At 60.9% G+C, this 16,455-nt stretch carries 18 protein-coding genes; 13 read left to right on the top strand and 5 right to left on the bottom strand.

Annotated features, from left to right (window positions below; genetic code table 11):
• Positions 1-37 precede the first annotated feature (37 nt).
• A complete protein-coding gene (locus WKS99_RS02040; protein WP_240287039.1) occupies positions 38-1,465 on the bottom strand; it encodes an FAD-dependent oxidoreductase in 1,428 nt (475 codons plus the stop codon).
• A gap of 216 nt (positions 1,466-1,681) precedes the next feature.
• On the opposite strand from WKS99_RS02040, the gene WKS99_RS02035 reads away from it, so the two are divergent.
• The 13 genes from WKS99_RS02035 (at position 1,682) to WKS99_RS01975 (ending at position 12,384) form a co-directional block, all read left to right on the top strand.
• Positions 1,682-1,912: an acyl carrier protein gene (locus tag WKS99_RS02035; protein WP_147570749.1), complete on the top strand. Its 231-nt coding sequence runs from the start codon at positions 1,682-1,684 to the stop codon at positions 1,910-1,912.
• Positions 1,913-1,975: 63 nt separating this feature from the next.
• Positions 1,976-2,407 carry an acetyl-CoA carboxylase biotin carboxyl carrier protein gene (locus WKS99_RS02030; RefSeq protein WP_147570748.1) on the top strand — a complete coding sequence of 144 codons (432 nt, stop codon included), beginning with the start codon at positions 1,976-1,978 and terminating at the stop codon, positions 2,405-2,407.
• Complete coding sequence (gene accC / locus WKS99_RS02025; RefSeq protein WP_186852758.1) at positions 2,401-3,792, top strand: acetyl-CoA carboxylase biotin carboxylase subunit; 1,392 nt, start codon at positions 2,401-2,403, stop codon at positions 3,790-3,792. Before WKS99_RS02030 ends, accC begins: the two co-directional genes overlap by 7 nt.
• Positions 3,789-4,643, top strand: coding sequence for an acetyl-CoA carboxylase, carboxyltransferase subunit beta (accD, locus tag WKS99_RS02020; RefSeq protein ID WP_240287043.1), 855 nt, complete (start codon positions 3,789-3,791; stop codon positions 4,641-4,643). The genes accC and accD overlap by 4 nt, the downstream gene beginning before the upstream one ends.
• Complete coding sequence (locus WKS99_RS02015; RefSeq protein ID WP_186852757.1) at positions 4,640-5,461, top strand: acetyl-CoA carboxylase carboxyltransferase subunit alpha; 822 nt, start codon at positions 4,640-4,642, stop codon at positions 5,459-5,461. Before accD ends, WKS99_RS02015 begins: the two co-directional genes overlap by 4 nt.
• Entirely contained in the window at positions 5,458-6,405 is a 948-nt protein-coding gene (locus WKS99_RS02010; protein ID WP_240287047.1) for a beta-ketoacyl-ACP synthase III, read from the top strand. The genes WKS99_RS02015 and WKS99_RS02010 overlap by 4 nt, the downstream gene beginning before the upstream one ends.
• Positions 6,406-6,416: 11 nt before the next feature.
• On the top strand, positions 6,417-7,358 hold the full coding sequence (locus WKS99_RS02005) for a nitronate monooxygenase (RefSeq protein WP_340405239.1): 942 nt from the start codon (positions 6,417-6,419) through the stop codon (positions 7,356-7,358).
• Entirely contained in the window at positions 7,349-8,437 is a 1,089-nt protein-coding gene (locus tag WKS99_RS02000; protein WP_340405238.1) for an NAD(P)H-dependent flavin oxidoreductase, read from the top strand. Before WKS99_RS02005 ends, WKS99_RS02000 begins: the two co-directional genes overlap by 10 nt.
• Positions 8,434-9,384 (top strand): ACP S-malonyltransferase, encoded by a 951-nt coding sequence (gene fabD, locus WKS99_RS01995; RefSeq protein WP_340405237.1) that lies wholly within the window; start codon positions 8,434-8,436, stop codon positions 9,382-9,384. Before WKS99_RS02000 ends, fabD begins: the two co-directional genes overlap by 4 nt.
• The gene (fabG, locus tag WKS99_RS01990) at positions 9,381-10,124 is read left to right on the top strand and encodes a 3-oxoacyl-[acyl-carrier-protein] reductase (RefSeq protein ID WP_340405236.1); all 744 of its coding nucleotides are present in this window, start codon (positions 9,381-9,383) and stop codon (positions 10,122-10,124) included. The genes fabD and fabG overlap by 4 nt, the downstream gene beginning before the upstream one ends.
• A 14-nt stretch (positions 10,125-10,138) precedes the next feature.
• A complete protein-coding gene (gene fabF / locus WKS99_RS01985) occupies positions 10,139-11,380 on the top strand; it encodes a beta-ketoacyl-ACP synthase II (RefSeq protein ID WP_340405235.1) in 1,242 nt (413 codons plus the stop codon).
• Positions 11,381-11,383: 3 nt separating this feature from the next.
• A complete protein-coding gene (gene fabZ, locus WKS99_RS01980; RefSeq protein ID WP_147570738.1) occupies positions 11,384-11,821 on the top strand; it encodes a 3-hydroxyacyl-ACP dehydratase FabZ in 438 nt (145 codons plus the stop codon).
• 104 nt (positions 11,822-11,925) lie between these two features.
• Positions 11,926-12,384: a MarR family transcriptional regulator gene (locus tag WKS99_RS01975; protein ID WP_186852752.1), complete on the top strand. Its 459-nt coding sequence runs from the start codon at positions 11,926-11,928 to the stop codon at positions 12,382-12,384.
• A gap of 76 nt (positions 12,385-12,460) precedes the next feature.
• Here the strand turns inward: WKS99_RS01975 and WKS99_RS01970 are convergent, their stop codons facing one another.
• The 4 genes from WKS99_RS01970 to murC form a co-directional block, all read right to left on the bottom strand.
• The gene (locus WKS99_RS01970) at positions 12,461-12,805 is read right to left on the bottom strand and encodes a GIY-YIG nuclease family protein (RefSeq protein ID WP_340405234.1); all 345 of its coding nucleotides are present in this window, start codon (positions 12,803-12,805) and stop codon (positions 12,461-12,463) included.
• 46 nt (positions 12,806-12,851) lie between these two features.
• Positions 12,852-13,706, bottom strand: coding sequence for a radical SAM/SPASM domain-containing protein (locus WKS99_RS01965; RefSeq protein ID WP_340405233.1), 855 nt, complete (start codon positions 13,704-13,706; stop codon positions 12,852-12,854).
• A 221-nt stretch (positions 13,707-13,927) separates the two neighbouring features.
• Positions 13,928-14,437: a helix-turn-helix domain-containing protein gene (locus WKS99_RS01960; protein WP_186852750.1), complete on the bottom strand. Its 510-nt coding sequence runs from the start codon at positions 14,435-14,437 to the stop codon at positions 13,928-13,930.
• Positions 14,438-14,913: 476 nt separating this feature from the next.
• On the bottom strand, positions 14,914-16,284 hold the full coding sequence (gene murC / locus WKS99_RS01955; protein WP_240287058.1) for a UDP-N-acetylmuramate--L-alanine ligase: 1,371 nt from the start codon (positions 16,282-16,284) through the stop codon (positions 14,914-14,916).
• Positions 16,285-16,455 lie beyond the last annotated feature (171 nt).

The following is a 16,455-nucleotide window of genomic DNA, read 5'->3' as shown; positions in this document are numbered from 1 at the left end:
ATCCACCCGGACGCATCAGCGCCGGGTGGATTTTATTTTATAGTCCCGTCTGGGCTGGTCCGTCCAGAAGGCGGCCCTCATAGTCAAACCGAGAGCCATGGCAGGGGCAGTCCCAGCTCCGTTCCTCTGGGTTCCACTCCAGCTGGCAGCCCATGTGGGGGCAGCGTGGGTCCACTAGGTAGAGCTGCCCCTCCTCATCCCGGTAGGCGCCCACCTTTTTCCCCTGCCAGGATACCAGTCCGCCGTGGCCCGGAGGGAGCCCGTCCAGCGAGCCCTCTCCCTGGGCAAAGACCGCTCTGGCCAGCCCCCGTGCGGCCTGGCCCCCCTCTTTCGCCATGGTTCTGGCCGCCAGCATACTGAAGCGACGGGGAGAAAAAATGGGAGCCAGAGCATTCTCTTTGCCGCAAATCTGGTCTGCGATGAGCTCTGACGCTACCATAGAGGATGTCATTCCCCACTTGCCAAAGCCGGTGGCCACATACCACCGCGGCCTGGTTGGGCTAAAGGTGCCGATATATGGCACTCCGTCCAGTGTGATGCAGTCCTGGGCTGACCAGCGTGCTGCCACCTGGCAGTTTGGCCACAGCCGTTCGGCACTGTCCTCCAGCATCTGGTACTGTCCCCCGGCCCGGTTGTCCCCGGTCCGGTGTCCGCCGCCCCCCAGCAGCACCATGGAGCCGAAGGGCCGAAGGGACAGGCCGCCCGGGTCTACCCCATAATAGGCCCCGTCCAGTTCTCCCGTCCCTTTTAGGGCGACCGCATAGCTGCGCTCCTGGTGGAGCCGGGTAAAATAGAAGCCGGGCAGGTTGACAAAGGGATAGTGGGCGGCAAAGACGATATGTTCGGCCCTCACTTTACCTTTCGGCGTCAATACTTCGTCCCCCCGCACCGCCGTCACTGGAGTGTCCTCGTACACAGTCAGACCCTCGGCGGCCCAGTGGAGAAATTTTAGCGGATGGAACAGGGCCTGCCCCTCCATCCGCAGCGCTGCCTTTACTGGGAAAGGGAGAGTCGTTTGGGTTGTAAATCCCACTGACAGGCCCAGCCGGCGGCAGGCTTCCTCCTCCCGCTCCAGCGGTTCCGCCGCCAAACGGGAGTAGAGATAGGCCGGACAGGTCTGAAAATCACAGAGCACACCCGCCTGCTCTATCATCCCCCGGTATCGCTCCACCGCCCGCTGGTTGGCCAGGGCATACTGCCTAGCCTTTTCCTTTCCAAAATGGAGGATCAGGCCCTGATATATCATGCCATGCTGGGCGGTGATCTTGGCGGTGGTCCTGCCGGTCTGACCGCCGCCCAGCCGTCCAGCCTCCAACACTACGGTGTGCACTCCCCGCCCAGCCAGCTCTTTGGCAGTCAGGATACCTGCCATCCCGCCCCCGATTACTACCGCCTGGACCTGGATATCTCCCGCCAGGGGAGGCCGATCTTCTCTCCGGACGGTCTGCTCCCAAATGGACGACATCACGCCACCCCTCTCTTTTTGTTTTTTACCCTTGTATAGATGCGCCAAAAAAGCCTTCTTTATCCCCAGATGGATTTTCCGCATAGATGGAAATATTTTTTCCCCGACAAAATTTTGCTTGACAATCGCCCCTTCTCTGCATACAATGTGTTTAAATTATTTTAGTTAAAATTTTTTAAATAAAATAATTGAATTTCAAGAATGAGGAGAATCCGTATGGACTTTGAGCAGGTACGTAATATCATCGCCGAATCTCTGGGCTGCGACGTGGAGCAGGTGACCCTGGAGGCCGCCTTGGTGGATGACCTGGGCGCCGACTCTCTGGCCTCTGTGGAACTGGCCATGGCGCTGGAGGAGGCCACCGGCGTTTCCATCGACGACGACTCCCTGGCCCAGATGAAGGTCGTCGGCGACATCATGAACTACCTCAAGGACCACAGCAACTGACAGGCTCCCGCCGGAAGACAATCTCTTTTCCGGCGGGACCACTTTCTATGAAAGGGAATTTTCATGACCAACCAAGAAATTTTTGATCTGATCTCCCGGTTTGAGGACAGCTCTCTCCACACCTTAAAGCTGTCCACCCAGGACTTTTCCATAGAGTTGAGCCGGGGAGGGGCGCCTGTCTCCACCGCCTCTGCAGTCCCCTCTGCCCCCGCGCCCCGTCCCACCGGGGGGGAGTCTCGCCCCGACCGGAACAGCGGGCCCACTGTCAACGCCCCCCTGGTGGGCACCTACTACGCCGCGCCGGCTCCCGGCCAGCCCCCCTTTGTATCCGTGGGCGACCGGGTGAAGAAGGGCCAGCCCCTGTGCCTCATCGAGGCTATGAAGATGATGAGCGAGATCCCCGCTCCCTGTGACTGTGTCATTGAGGAGGTGCTGAAGGCCGACGGACAGCTGGCGGCCTTTGACGAGCCCCTCTTCCGCTATCAGCCATGCTGAAGCGGGTGCTCATCGCCAACCGGGGAGAGATCGCCCTGCGCATCCTCCGGGCCTGCCGGGAGGCGGGTATTGAAACCGTAGCCGTCTATTCCAAGGCGGATCAAGAGGCCCTCCATGTCCAGCTGGCCACCCAGTCCCTCTGCATTGGACCGGCTAAGGCCGCGGACAGCTACCTTAACCAGTCCGCCCTGCTCACCGCCGCCAAAGCCACGGGGTGCGATGGCATCCATCCCGGCTATGGCTTCCTGTCAGAAAACGCCGACTTCGCCGACCTGTGTATCAGGGAGGGGATCACCTTTATTGGGCCCTCTGGTGACACCATCCGTAAGGCCGGCTCCAAGTCCGCCGCGCGGGATCTTATGCGGCGGGCCGGCGTGCCGGTGACGCCCGGCTCTGATGGGCCGGTAGATACGGTGGAACAGGCCCTGATCTGGGCGGAGCGGGTTGGCTACCCGGTACTGCTGAAGGCCTCCGCTGGCGGGGGCGGCCGGGGCATCCGCCGATGCAACTCTCCGGAGGAGCTGCCCGCCGCCTTTCAGGCTGCCAAGGCGGAGGCCCGGGCCTGCTTCGGCGACGACCAGATGTATCTGGAAAAGCTGATCCTGCGGCCCCGCCACATTGAGTTCCAGATCCTGGCTGACCGTCAGGGAAATGTGATCCACTTGGGGGACCGGGACTGCTCGGTCCAGCGCCGCAACCAGAAGCTGATCGAGGAGGCCCCCGCCTGGTGCCTCACCCCTGAACTGCGGGCAGAGATGGGAGCCGCCGCCGTCCGGGCCGCCCAGGCGGTGGGCTATGAGAACGCGGGTACGGTGGAATTTCTGCTGGACTCGGACGGGACTCACTTTTATTTTATGGAGATGAACACCCGCATCCAGGTGGAGCACGGCATCACTGAGCTGATTACCGGGGTAGACCTGGTTCGTCAGCAGCTGCGAATCGCCTCCGGCCTGCCCCTGGATGTGAACCAGCGGGAGGTGTGCCTCACCGGGCATTCCATCGAATGCCGCATTAACGCTGAGGACCCTGGGAAAAACTTTCAGCCCTGTCCTGGAACTGTGGAGTTTCTCCACTTCCCCGGCGGGCCGGGCGTCAGGGTGGACTCCTGCCTGTATAACGGATGTACCCTGTCTCCCTACTACGACTCCATGGCGGCCAAGCTGCTGGTCCACGCCCCCACCCGGCTGGAGGCAATCAAGCGGATGCGCCGCTGTCTGGAGGAGTTTGCCCTGGAGGGCTTTGCCACCAACGCGGAGCTGTCCTATCAGATCCTGTACCACCCGGCCTTTGTTCGGGGAAGCTGCACCACAGCGTTTTTAGACGAGAATCTGGCCGAGCTGCTGGACTTCAGCCGCCGGCTGGAAGAAAGTGAGGGGGCCCAGTGAACAACATCTTTGCCCAGCGCCGGTCCCGCCTGCTGGCCATGAAGGCCCTGCGGGAACGCTATGTGCCCAATGAGAAGGCCATGACCTGCCCCAAATGTTCCCAGATCAGCGAGCGGCAGGCCGTGTCCCAGAATCTCTTTGTCTGTCCTCTGTGCGGTTACCACTTCCCCATCGGAGCCTATTACCGCCTCAGCACCATTTTGGACTCCGGCTCCTTTCGGGAGCTGTTTGAAAAGCTGCCCGCCGGCGATCCCTTATCCTTCCCCGGCTACAAGTCCAAGCTGGAGGAGAGCCGGCGCAAAACCGGCCTCAATGAAGCTGCCGTCATCGCCACCGGCACTGTGGATGGCCGCAAGTGCGTGGTAGGGGTGTTGGACAGCCGGTTTCTGATGGGCTCCATGAGCGCCGCTGTGGGAGAAAAGATCACTTTGGGCATCGAGTATGCAACTAAAAACAAGCTGCCCCTCATCCTCTTTGCCGCCAGCGGCGGCGCTCGGATGCAGGAGGGCATCCTGTCTCTGATGCAGATGGCCAAGACTAGCGCGGCTCTGGCTCGCTTTTCACAAAAGGGCCTGCTTTATATCTCCATCCTCACCGACCCCACCACCGGCGGGGTCACCGCCAGCTTTGCCTCCCTGGGGGACATCATTCTGGCGGAGCCCGGAGCCCTCATTGGCTTTGCCGGTCCCCGGGTTATCCAGCAGACCATTGGCCAAACTCTGCCTGAGGGCTTCCAACGGGCGGAGTACCAGGAGGAGCATGGCTTTGTGGACCAGGTGGTCCCCCGGTCGAAGCTGAGGGACACCATCTCCCAACTGCTCCTTCTCCACCAGAAGGGAGGCCGCCCATGAGCGATACCTTGACCGCCGCCCAGCGGGTCGCCATCGCCCGGCACCCCCAGCGGCCCAATATCAACGACTATATCCAGGCTCTGTTCACCGACTTTTTTGAGCAGAAAGGGGACCGGCTGTGCGGTGAGGACCCGGCCATTCTGGGCGGTATCGCCCTGTACCACGGCCGGCCTGTCACGGTCATCGGCACCCGGAAGGGGAAGGACCTGGAGGAAAACCTGAAGTGTAACTTTGGCATGCCCAACCCGGAGGGCTACCGTAAGGCCCTGCGCCTGATGAGGCAGGCGGAAAAATTTGGCCGCCCCATCCTCACCTTTATTGATACCTCCGGGGCCTACCCCGGTTTGGAGGCCGAGGCCAGAGGGCAGGGGGAGGCTATCGCCCGGAACCTGATGGAGATGAGCCAGCTCACTGTCCCGGTCATCGCCCTGATCACCGGCGAGGGGAACAGCGGCGGCGCTCTGGCTTTAGGGGTGGCCGACCGGGTCCTTATGTTGGAGAACGCGGTGTACGCCATCCTGTCCCCTGAGGGATTTGCCTCCATCCTGTGGAAAGACGCCGCCCGCCATGAGGAGGCCTGCCAGCTGATGAAGCTCACCGCCCCGGACCTGCTGGAGCTGGGGGTGGTGGACAGCGTCATCCCCGAGCCCCAGGGCGGCGCCCATCTGGCCCCTGCCATCACTTTTGAGCAGGTGGACCAGGCTATCAGCCGCCATCTGGGGGAGCTTTTGAAGAAAAAGCCCGCCGATCTGGCCGCCAACCGCTATCAGAAATTCAGAAAAATGGGGGCGGCCGCTCCCCAGAAGGAGAGCCAATGAACGGGATCAAGATCAAAGGCATGGGCCGGTGTGTCCCGGCCCATGTAGTGACCAATGATGATCTGTCCAAGATCATGGATACCAACGACGCGTGGATCAGCAGCCGTACCGGCATCCGCCGGCGGCACCACTGTGAGACCGAGAGCCACAACAGCCTGTGCGCCGCCGCCGCCCGGCAGGCGCTGGACAAAGCGGGGGTGGCCCCGGAGGAAATCGGGGCCTGCATCGTGGCCACCGTCAGCCCGGATACCATCGTGCCCTCCGCTGCCTGCGCCCTTCAGCGGGAGCTGGGGCTGCCCAACGACATCATCTGCTTTGACCTGAACGCCGCCTGCACCGGATTCCTCTTTGCCCTGCACACCATGGAGTGCCTGCTCAATTCCTCCCCCAGAAAATACGGCCTGGTGGTGGGAGCCGAGGTACTCAGCCGCATGGTGGACTGGAATGACCGGAGCACCTGTATCCTCTTTGGGGACGGGGCTGGAGCCGCTGTGGTAGAGTGCCGGCAGGACTGGCCCTCTATCAGCGCAGTTTTGGGCTGCCACGGGGATGAGCATATCCTGCGTATCGCCGGCCCAGGTACTGGGGAGCCCTCGGTTATCCAAATGGAGGGGACCCGAGTCTTTAAATTCGCCGTGGAGGCGGTGCCCTGGTGCGTGGACCAGGTACTAGCCAGGACTGGAAAGACTATGGACGATGTGGATTTCTTCGTCTTTCACCAGGCCAACGCCCGGATCATCGACCTGGTGGTCCGGAAATACCATATTCCGCCGGAAAAATATTATAAAAATATCGCCGAATACGGCAACACCTCCGCGGCCAGCATCCCCCTGGTCCTCAGCGAGCTGGAGGAGGCGGGCACCGTCGGCCCCGGCAGCCGGGTCCTGGTGGTCGGCTTCGGCGGCGGACTTACCTGGGGCGGAGCCCTGGTGGAATTTGCTTGAGGAGAAGGACTATGAAAAAGCTGAACGAGATCCTGGGAACGGAGTTTCCCTTTATCCAGGGGGGCATGGCCAACATCGCCACTCCCCAGTTCGCGGCCGCCTGCTCAAACGCGGGCGCCCTGGGAGTCATCGCCGCCGGCGGCATCCGGGAGCCGGAGGAATTGCGGGAGCAGATCCGCCTGTGCCGCTCCCTCACGGACAAGCCCTTCGGCGTCAACCTGATGCTGATGAATCCTGCCGCCGATCAGATGGCTCAGATCATCGCCCAGGAGAAGGTACAGGTAGTGACCACCGGAGCGGGCAACCCCGGCAAGTATATCCCCGCCTGGAAGGAGGCCGGGGTCAAGGTGTTCCCCGTGGTAGCGGCCACCATCCTGGCCCGACGGCTGTCCCGGTACGGGGTGGACGGCATCATCGCCGAGGGCACGGAATCCGGCGGCCATGTGGGAGAGATGACCACCATGGCCCTGGTCCCCCAGGTGATCGACGCGGTGGACGTGCCTGTGATCGCCGCCGGCGGCGTGGCCGACGGCCGCCAGTTGGCCGCCGCCTTCGCCCTTGGGGCCTGCGGCGTCCAGATCGGCACCTGCCTTCTGGTCAGCGAGGAGTGTCCCATCCACAACAACTACAAGCAGGCTCTGCTCAAGGCCAAGGACAGCGACACCACCGTCACCGGCCGGTCCATCGGAGGCCCGGTCCGGGTGCTGAAGAACAAGATGGCCAGACAGTATCTGCTTCTGGAAAAGAGGGGAGCCTCTCTGGAGGAGCTGGAGAAGGTTACCCTGGGCGGCCTGCGCCGGGCGGTCTTTGACGGCGACGTAGAGACCGGCAGCGTCATGTCCGGCCAAGTGGCGGGTATGCTCCATGAGATCCGGCCCCTGCGCCAGATCTTTGAGGAGCTGTATGCCGGCGGAAAGGCCGTTCTGGAAGCGACAGGTCAGCAATGGCGGTAACGATCCGAGGGAGGACCCTCTCTCTACCCATCCTTCAAGGCGGGATGGGCATTGGAGTCAGCCTGGACCGGCTGGCCGGGGCGGTGGCCGCCAAAGGCGGGATGGGCACTATCTCTACAGCGGCCTGCGGCTTCCAGGAGCCTGATTTTTACCGCAATACCCAGGAGGCCAATCTTCGGGCCCTGGCACGCCAGGTCAAGCGGGCCAAAGAGCTGGCCCGCGGAGCCGGCATGGTGGCTATCAACGCCATGGTCGCCACTACCCAGTACGCGGACAGTGTCCGCACCGCCCTGAAGGCTGGGGTTGACGCTGTGGTCTGCGGGGCCGGCCTGCCCAGGGACCTGCCAGCCATCGCCGCCGAGGTTCCGGAGAGCAACGCCGCCCTGGCCCCTGTGGTCAGCGGCGGGCGTTCAGCCTCGGTCATCAGCCGGCTCTGGGACCGCCACTTCCAGCGTATTCCCGACTTCGTGGTGCTGGAGGGCCCCCTCGCCGGCGGGCATCTGGGCTTCACCAAGGAGGAGGCCCTTCAGGCACAGGAGGGAAGCCCCAGGCCGCTCTCCGAGCTGCTTCGGGAGGTGCTGGAGGCGCTGGCCCCCTTCCGGGAGAAATACCAGCGGGACATCCCGGTCTTTGTGGCCGGCGGGGTGAAGGATGGGGCCGAGATGGCCCGCTATATGAGAGAGGGGGCCGCCGGGGCCCAGTTCGCCACCCGTTTTATCGCCACCCAGGAATGTGATGCCAGTCAGGGCTATAAGGAGGCCCTCCTGCGGGCCAGACCGGAGGACATCACCATCGTCCAGAGCCCTGTGGGGATGCCGGGCCGCGCTCTGCACAGTCCTTTGATCCGCCGGGTGGAGGCAGGGCTTCAACCCAGCCCAAAGCGGTGTATCGACTGCCTGGTGCCCTGCAACCCCAAGACCACCCCTTACTGTATCTCCGGAGCCCTGATCGCCGCCGTCCAGGGGGATTGGGAAAACGGGCTGTTTTTCTGCGGCTCCAACGCCGGAGAAATCACACAACTGTCCACTGTCAGTCAGCAGATGGACCAAATCATGGAAGAATGGAGGGCCGCTCAATGAAGCTTGGCTTTCTTTACGCCGGACAGGGCAGCCAGCACCCAGGAATGGGTGCCGATCTCTATGAGGCATATCCCGCCTTTCGCGCCGTCTTTGACCGCGCTCCCGTAGAATTTGACTTAAAGCAGGTCTGCTTTCAGGACCCCGACGGAGTGCTGAACCAGACCCAGTACACCCAGCCCTGCATGGTGGCCTTCGCGGCCGGTCTGACGGCGGTATTGCGGGAGCGCGGCATCTGCCCCAATCTGGCGGCCGGCCTCTCACTGGGAGAATACTCCGCCCTCCACGCCGCCGGAGTCTTTGATGCCGCTGCCGCCATCCGGCTGGTGGCCTTCCGGGGCAAGGCCATGGAGCGGGCGGCAGGCGGTCGAGAGAGCGCCATGGTCGCGGTCCTGGGCCTGGACCGCGCGCCCCTCCAGGATGCCTGCCAGCGGGCCTCCGCCCTGGGCACGGTGGTCATCGCCAACTACAACTGTCCCGGCCAGATGGTCATCGGCGGCGACCGGGCCGCGGTGGAACAGGCAGCCCTCATTGCCAAGGAGTTGGGGGCCAAGCGGACTATGCCTCTCAAGGTAAGCGGTCCCTTCCACACCCCCCTGATGGCCCCCGCCGGGGAGGAGCTGGCAGACTATTTCCAAACGATCGCCTTCGGCCAGCCCCAGTTCCCAGTTCTGTTCAACTGTCTGGGCCGGGCCCGCCGGGAGGACGATCCCTCTATCCCCGAACTGCTGGTCCGACAGGTCCAGAGCAGCGTTTGGATGGAGGATTCCATCCGATCCATGGTCGACCAGGGCGTGGATGCCATCGTGGAGATCGGTCCGGGCAAAGCCCTCAGCGGCTTTGTCCGCAAGACAGTACCTGGACTCCCTGTCTGCGCCGTAGAGAGTACAGCGGACGTGGAAGGACTGAAAAACACTCTGGAACAGCTGATGAAGGAGAAAGATCAATGAATTTTACCGGAAAGACCGCCGTCGTCACAGGCGGCAGCCGCGGCATCGGTCGGGCCATTTGTCTGGAGCTGGCCCGGGGCGGGGCCAATGTCATGCTGTGCTACGCCGGCAACGAGCAGGCCGCCCTGGATACGGCAGCCGCCTGCGAGGCTCTGGGCGCTAAGGCGGCCGCCATGCGCTGCGACGTATCTAAGACGGATGAGGTCAAGGCCCTTGTGGACGCCGCCATACAGCAATTTGGAGCCGTCCACATCCTGGTCAACAACGCCGGCATCACCCGGGACGGCCTGCTCATGACTATGAAGGAGGACGCCTGGGACCAGGTGCTGGATACCAATTTGAAGGGAGCCTTCCTGACCATGAAGGCGGTGGCCAGGACCATGATGAAGCAGCGCTATGGGCGCATTGTCAACCTCAGCTCGGTGGTGGGGCTCCACGGCAACGCCGGACAGGTAAACTACGCTGCCAGCAAAGCCGGCGTGATCGGCATGACCAAATCCCTGGCCAAGGAGTTGGCCTCAAGAGGCGTCACAGTCAACGCCGTTGCCCCCGGATTTATTGACACGGATATGACCGCCGCCCTGCCCCAGGCGGCCCGCGACGCTCTGCTGCCCACCATTCCTACCCAGCGTCTGGGCGCGGCGGAGGAAGTGGCTCAGGCGGTCGCCTTCCTGGCCAGCGACCAGGCCGCCTATATCACCGGCCAGGTCCTGGCGGTGGACGGCGGCATGTCCATGTGAGAGGGGGAGATAACATGGAACGACGTAGAGTAGTCATCACTGGAATGGGGGCCGTTACCCCCTTGGGCCTTACCTGTCCCGACAGCTGGCAGGCGGTCCGGGAGGGCGTGTGCGGCATCGCCCCCATCACACAATTCGACGCCTCGGAGCTGAAGGTGAAGCTGGCCGCCGAGGTCAAGGGCTTCGCCCCGGAGGAGCTGCTGGGAAAGGCGGACGCCAAACGGATGGGCCGCTTTACCCAGTTTGCCGCCGTGGCGGCCCAGGAGGCGCTGGCCGATGCTGGCTTTGATGTCTCCTCCGCCGACCCGGACCGCTGCGGCGTCAGTGTGTCCAGCGGTATCGGCGGGCTGTCCATCACCGAGGCGGAGCACAGCCGCGGGCTGGAGCGGGGGTGGGACCGCGTGTCCCCCTTCTACATTCCCACCGGCATCTGCAACATGGCCGCCGGCCAGGTAGCTATCCGATCCGGCTTCCGGGGGATGTGCACCTGTCCCGTCACCGCCTGCGCGGGCGGCACCAACGCTGTGGGCGACGCCTTCCACTATATCCGGGACGGCTACGCCGAGGTCATGCTCTGCGGCGGCACAGAGGCGTCCATCACCCCCCTGGCCGTAGGCGGCTTTACCTCTATGAAGGCCCTGAGCCAGAACGAAGACCCCAACCGGGCCTCCATCCCCTTTGACCAGGAGAGGGGCGGTTTCGTTATGGGGGAGGGCTGCGGCATCCTCCTGCTGGAGGAGCTGGACCACGCCTTAGCGCGGGGTGCCAAGATCTACGCTGAAGTATTGGGCTATGGAGCCACCTGTGACGCCTATCACATGACTGCCCCCCGGCCCGACGGCTCTGGCGGGGCCAAGGCCATGGCGCTGGCCCTGGCCGATGGGGGAGTATCTCCAGAACAGGTAGACTATATCAATGCTCACGGCACCTCGACCCATCTCAATGACTCCGGTGAAACCACCGCTGTCAAGACGGTATTTGGGGACCACGCCTATCATCTGATGATGAGCTCTACCAAGTCGATGACCGGCCATACCCTGGGGGCGGCGGGAGCCATCGAGGCCATCTTCACCGCCCTGTCCCTCCATCATGGCTTCGTCCCCGCCACCATCAACTACCAGGTCCCCGATCCCGAGTGTGACCTGGATGTAGTGCCCAATACCGGCCGGACGGCAGACATTCGGTACGCCCTGTCCAACTCTCTGGGCTTCGGCGGGCACAACGGCAGCATTCTCTTCAAAAAGTGGGAGGAATAAGAGATGGAACTTAATTCTGATCAGATCGCCCAGCTTCTGCCCCACAGGTACCCTTTCGCCCTGGTAGACCGCATCCTGGACTGTGAGCCGGGCCAGTGGGCCAAAGGCCGCAAGTGCGTCAGCGTAGGGGAGCCCTATTTTTGCGGCCACTTCCCCCAGGAGCATGTGATGCCCGGTGTCCTCATTCTGGAGGCTATGGCCCAGGTGGGGGCGGTGGCCATCCTCGCTCTGCCGGAGAACCGAGGCAAGCTGGCCCTCTTCGGCGGGATCAAAAACGCCCGCTTTAAGCGGAAGGTGGTCCCCGGCGATGTGCTGGAGATGGAGTGTGTTCTGACCAAGCGGCGGGGGCCTGTTGGCATCGGGGAATGTAAAGCACTGGTGGATGGACAGGTGGCCTGTGTGGCGGAGCTCACCTTTGCCATCACCGATGCGGCGCGATAGATCAGCGAAACTGTTGCCCTTTTCTCCTATCTGGTATATAGTAATAGTGGTTTTTAGAGCCCAAAAATGATTGATACGCTCATTGCGGGAAAGCGGGCGATGTTGTGCTGGACCAAGCTTTTTTTAACGTGTATACCAAATTCAAGCTCCATTTTTACCAGGAGATCTTTCGGCGCTTTCAGGACCGGGAGGCCAGTTTGACCACGGTGGAGACCTTCGCCATGGAGACTATCCAGGCCCTGGGCCGTCCCACCATCAACGAGTTTGCTACCTTTATGCGCATCTCGCCTCCAAATGCGGCCTATAAGATTAACAGCCTGGTCAAGAAGGGGTATATCCGCAAGGTTCAGTCCCCCGAGGACCGGCGGGAGTATCACCTGGAGGTCACCCAGAAGTATATCGACTATTACAACATCAGCTCCGCCTATATCACGGAGGTTATGGACCGCATCCGGCATCGGTTCTCTCCCGAGGACTGCTCCAAGCTGGAGGAGATGATCTCTATTGTCAGCCGGGAACTGATGCCTGAGGTTCAGATCCCCGAACTTCAAGGGCCAGTCTGACCTCCTCTTAATGCGGCAAAACGCGGCAGCACTCTGACAGTGCTGCCGCGTTTCTTATCTCTCTCCGCCCCGGCCGCTACTTCCACAGCTTGGCGGCTCCGGGGACATCCTCCAGGCAAAGCTCCCGAAGCAGCTCTAGCTCCTCTGTATGGTCCTCCCCAGGGTCTTCATAGTCCAGCGTCCTCAGGACTGATATCTCAAATTCCTCTGGCCCGTGGAGCTTCCACAGCTCTTGAAGGCGGCGGTTGGGATACAGTCCGCCGTTCAGCTTGACCTGGATGCCGTTCATGGTGGCCCTGGTATCAGAGGAGGTCCCCAGAAAGGACTCCCCAGTGGCCAGACAGCGGACAGACACAACCCCCATCTCTGGGCGGCGGTTCTTATATGCCTCCATCAGTTCTTTTTTCCTGTTCGTGTCCATGTTTCCACCTCAATCTATCTTTTTGCTCCGTAGAGATCCGCTCCCCTCACCGGAAGCGGCGCATGAAGCCGCACCGGCGGCATAGCGCCTCCCTAGCCCTGCCCTGGGAAAATCCCTGGTAGATGGCCTGGGCTCTGGGACTGCTCAAGATCTCCTCCAGGGGCTGATCGTACAAATTCCCCAGAGAGATATCCCCCTCATGGTCCAGACAGCAGGGGACCACGGTCCCGTCCCATAGCACACCCACCTGGTCCCGCAGGCCATAGCAGAAGCCGGTGCCGTCCCCCTCCGGGGCGACTAGGTCCGGCCAGTCAAATTTTTCTCCCCACTCCAGAAAAACGCCAGGAGCTAGGGTAGTCCCCCGACGCCCCTCTCTCCAGGGACGCGGAAAGTCCCTCTCCAGAGCGGCTAAAATGTCTCCATTCCGGGCGTTCGCTCCTCTGGTGTCCTCCCCGTCCAGATTCCACAGCCGCAAGGCACACTTTTTTCCAGCTCCGGCGCTCCGCCGGGCGAAGGCAAGGCACCCGGCCAGATAGTCCTCCAGCGTTCCCACGCCCTCGTTCCCCTCAAAGGAGTGAAGAGAAATGCTGACCTTCTCCACCGCCGGACTGGAACAGAGCAGGTCCTCCCGCTCCCCCAACAGGGTGCCGTTGGTGGTGATCATCACCCGAAACTTCAGCTTTTCCGCCCGCTCCAGTATCTCCGCCAAGTGGGGGTGGAGGAGGGGCTCCCCCATCAGATGAAGATAGAGATAGTCGGTGTGAGGACGTAGACGCTCTCCCAATGTCTGGAATCCCTCCGGCGAGAGAACGCCCTTAGTCCGTCTGGTGCCTGGACAGAATTGGCAGTCCAAGTTGCACATGTTGGTGATCTCAAGATAGGCCTTCTTCAAACGCCGCACGGCTACCCCTCCTCTGACGTTTCCTCCTCATTGTACAGGCGGACAGTGTAAAACGCAACCGTTTCTTTTCCCTGTCCCCTCCTGCGTGGTGGGTGATGAGTCATGAGATAAACTCCGCCGGTTCCAACAAAGGGAGATAACCCGGAGTGCTGGTCTTGCAATGGTTAGACAGATATTGCGCTATAAAAATAGCTGTACTGTGTTCCAAAAGCGGAGCGGACCTATCCTTTCTTCCGTGTTAAAAAAACTCCCGCGATTGCTCCCACCAGGATAATCGGTGCCACTCTAACAAACAGCCATTCAAACGAATGAAATGCCACTCCGAGAACAGCGGTTTCAGGATCGCTATAATCCCAGTCCAAGTAAAGGCTTTTTTGCATCAATAAGAATGCAAAGACCACTGCTATAACCGCACACAACGAGATGAGAAGCCCGTGCAGGACCCTTCGCCTTGTGGTTTTTCTCTGTGCGAGCTGTAAGTTTATCACCTCCAGCTTTGCGGAAATCGCCTTTAAGTCATCTGCTTCTGCCGCGATAACCTTTTCTCCAAGCAACGTACTTACAGGTGTTTCCAGCACCTCTGATATGGCGATCAACATATCAGAGTCGGGAACCGACAATCCCTGCTCCCATTTTGAAATAGTTTGCCGCACCACATTCAGCTTGATAGCGAGCTCTTGTTGCGAAAGCCCTTTTGATTTCCTGATTGCTTTCATATTTTCATTGAGCATTCGAAATGATCTCCTTCCTTGCGGTATTTGTGAAAATTATAGGAGGAATTGCCCGTTGCTGCAAGCAACGCATTTTAACATTCATTGAAAGAGGCTGTTTTTGCTTCGTTATCTGATTATTACCCGGAAAAATATCCAAGCCCTTCTAGTTAGAAACGTAAAAGAGAATCGGAAGATATATAAATTGTGCGGGGGTAGGTGAATTGGCCTGTGCCTGACGGGACCGGTCATTTTAAAATAAAGCATTAGCAAGTCTGTACCAAGAAACTATAATAGCGCCAAATCGGAATTTAAATGCTGACAAAGAGAAGTAACTTTGGGCCAGTCCACTTCAGAGGACCATAGGTGGTGGGATCACGGCGGGCATGCGCCGGATGAGCTTTGATTCTCTGCCTGATATCCCGCAAAACTAGGCGTATGTGAGGCAAATAGCAGTAAAATATGCCCCGGACACCGTCAGATGTCCGGGGCATATTTTATTGCAGCAGGGCCTCTCCTGCCAGATAGATGTCCCCCGCCCCCACGGTGAGGAGCAGGTCTCCAGGCTGGGCCAGCTCCCGAAGCTTTGCGGTGACCTCATCCAACGTGGGACAGTATACCGCTCCCGGAATTTGGTCCGCCAGGTCTTTGGAGGAGATGCCCAAGTCATTTTTCTCCCGGGCGGCATAGATTTCTGCCAAAATGGCCACATCTGCCAGCTTTAGCTCCTGGACGAACCGTTGGAACAGGGCGGCGGTACGGGTATAAGTGTGAGGCTGGAAGGCACACACCACACGGGCGTAGCCCAGGCTCTTTGCCATGGTGAGCAGGGCGTGGAGCTCATCGGGGTGGTGGGCGTAGTCGTCGTACACCATGGCGCCGTGGAACTCTCCCTTCTTCTCGAAGCGGCGTCCGGCCCCGGTAAAGGAGGCAAGGCCCTCCTCCACGGCACTGCCAGGAACACCAAGCACATAGGCGGCACAGGCGGCGGCCAGAGCATTGGAGATATTATGGCTTCCCCCCACGTTGAGAGCGGCGTGGGCATACTTCACGCCGTGGACCACAATATCAAATTCGGGAAGCCCCTTGTTCCAGAAGATATGATCCGCGCGGCAGTCAGCGGAGCTGTCCCGAAGGCTGAATCGCATGGTCTGGCGGCCGCAGTCCTGGATGGCCTGGAGGGCGTTGGGATTATCCCCGTTGACCACCACCCAGCCCCGGTCGGGGACCAGCTGGGCGAAGGAGCGGAAGGAGTGCTGGATGTCCGCCAGGTCCCGGAAAAAATCCAGGTGGTCCTCTTCCACATTCAGAATCACTGCCACCGTGGGGCAGAAGGAGAGAAAAGAGTTGCAGTACTCGCAGGCCTCGGCGATAATGGTGTCGCCGTGACCGACCCGGTGGCCCGCCCCCAGGATGGGCAGCACGCCGCCGACCATAACGGAGGGGTCCCGACCGGCGGCGAGAAAGATGTGGGCGCACATAGAGGTGGTGGTGGTCTTGCCGTGGGTGCCGGAGACGCACAGGGCATTCTGGTAGTGGGTCATGATGGCCCCCCAGGCCTGGGCACGCTCAAAGACTGGAATACCGGCCTGCAGGGCCGCGGCAATCTCCGGATTATCGTCGTGGACGGCGGCGGTGCGAATGACGCAGTCGGCTCCCTCCACGCTCTGGGGCAGATGGCCGATGGTCACCGGAATGGACAGGGAGCGCAGATGGTCTACCGCCTCGCCTTCACGCATGTCGGAGCCGGTGACCAGGACGCCCCGCCCCTTCAGGACCTCTGCCAGCGGGGCCATGGATACCCCGCCGATACCTACCAGATGGGCCCGGCGGCCGGGCTTGATGTAGTCTTGTATGTTCTGTTCCATGGGATGACACCTCAAACTTAGATTCTTCTCTATTCACCATATTATAAACATTGGGCGGGAGAAGTGCAAGGTTTCCTGAAAAATATGGACGGAAGAGAAGAAAAATATACTGGAAGAGAAAAAAGAAAGGCACATCGTTTCCGATGTGCCTTCTTAAGGAGGAATATGGGT

The sequence above is a fragment of the Flintibacter sp. HCN-6482 genome (genome assembly GCF_037892565.1).
Classification (GTDB): Bacteria; Bacillota; Clostridia; order Oscillospirales; family Oscillospiraceae; genus Lawsonibacter; species Lawsonibacter aceti.
Note: the sequence above shows the minus strand (reverse complement) of the source record. Positions and strands in the feature narration are given on the sequence as shown.

Bases quoted from the DNA above. Each gene is read 5' to 3' on its own strand.
- fabD (WP_340405237.1), top strand. From the start codon at position 8,434: ATGAAGCTTGGCTTTCTTTACGCCGGACAGGGCAGCCAGCACCCAGGA.
- WKS99_RS02035 (WP_147570749.1), top strand. From the start codon at position 1,682: ATGGACTTTGAGCAGGTACGTAATATCATCGCCGAATCTCTGGGCTGC.
- WKS99_RS01970 (WP_340405234.1), bottom strand. From the start codon at position 12,805: ATGGACACGAACAGGAAAAAAGAACTGATGGAGGCATATAAGAACCGC.
- accC (WP_186852758.1), top strand. From the start codon at position 2,401: ATGCTGAAGCGGGTGCTCATCGCCAACCGGGGAGAGATCGCCCTGCGC.
- WKS99_RS02000 (WP_340405238.1), top strand. From the start codon at position 7,349: ATGGCGGTAACGATCCGAGGGAGGACCCTCTCTCTACCCATCCTTCAA.
- murC (WP_240287058.1), bottom strand. From the start codon at position 16,284: ATGGAACAGAACATACAAGACTACATCAAGCCCGGCCGCCGGGCCCAT.
- WKS99_RS02010 (WP_240287047.1), top strand. From the start codon at position 5,458: ATGAACGGGATCAAGATCAAAGGCATGGGCCGGTGTGTCCCGGCCCAT.
- WKS99_RS02030 (WP_147570748.1), top strand. From the start codon at position 1,976: ATGACCAACCAAGAAATTTTTGATCTGATCTCCCGGTTTGAGGACAGC.
- fabZ (WP_147570738.1), top strand. From the start codon at position 11,384: ATGGAACTTAATTCTGATCAGATCGCCCAGCTTCTGCCCCACAGGTAC.
- WKS99_RS01960 (WP_186852750.1), bottom strand. From the start codon at position 14,437: ATGCTCAATGAAAATATGAAAGCAATCAGGAAATCAAAAGGGCTTTCG.
- WKS99_RS02015 (WP_186852757.1), top strand. From the start codon at position 4,640: ATGAGCGATACCTTGACCGCCGCCCAGCGGGTCGCCATCGCCCGGCAC.
- fabG (WP_340405236.1), top strand. From the start codon at position 9,381: ATGAATTTTACCGGAAAGACCGCCGTCGTCACAGGCGGCAGCCGCGGC.
- fabF (WP_340405235.1), top strand. From the start codon at position 10,139: ATGGAACGACGTAGAGTAGTCATCACTGGAATGGGGGCCGTTACCCCC.
- WKS99_RS02040 (WP_240287039.1), bottom strand. From the start codon at position 1,465: ATGTCGTCCATTTGGGAGCAGACCGTCCGGAGAGAAGATCGGCCTCCC.
- WKS99_RS02005 (WP_340405239.1), top strand. From the start codon at position 6,417: ATGAAAAAGCTGAACGAGATCCTGGGAACGGAGTTTCCCTTTATCCAG.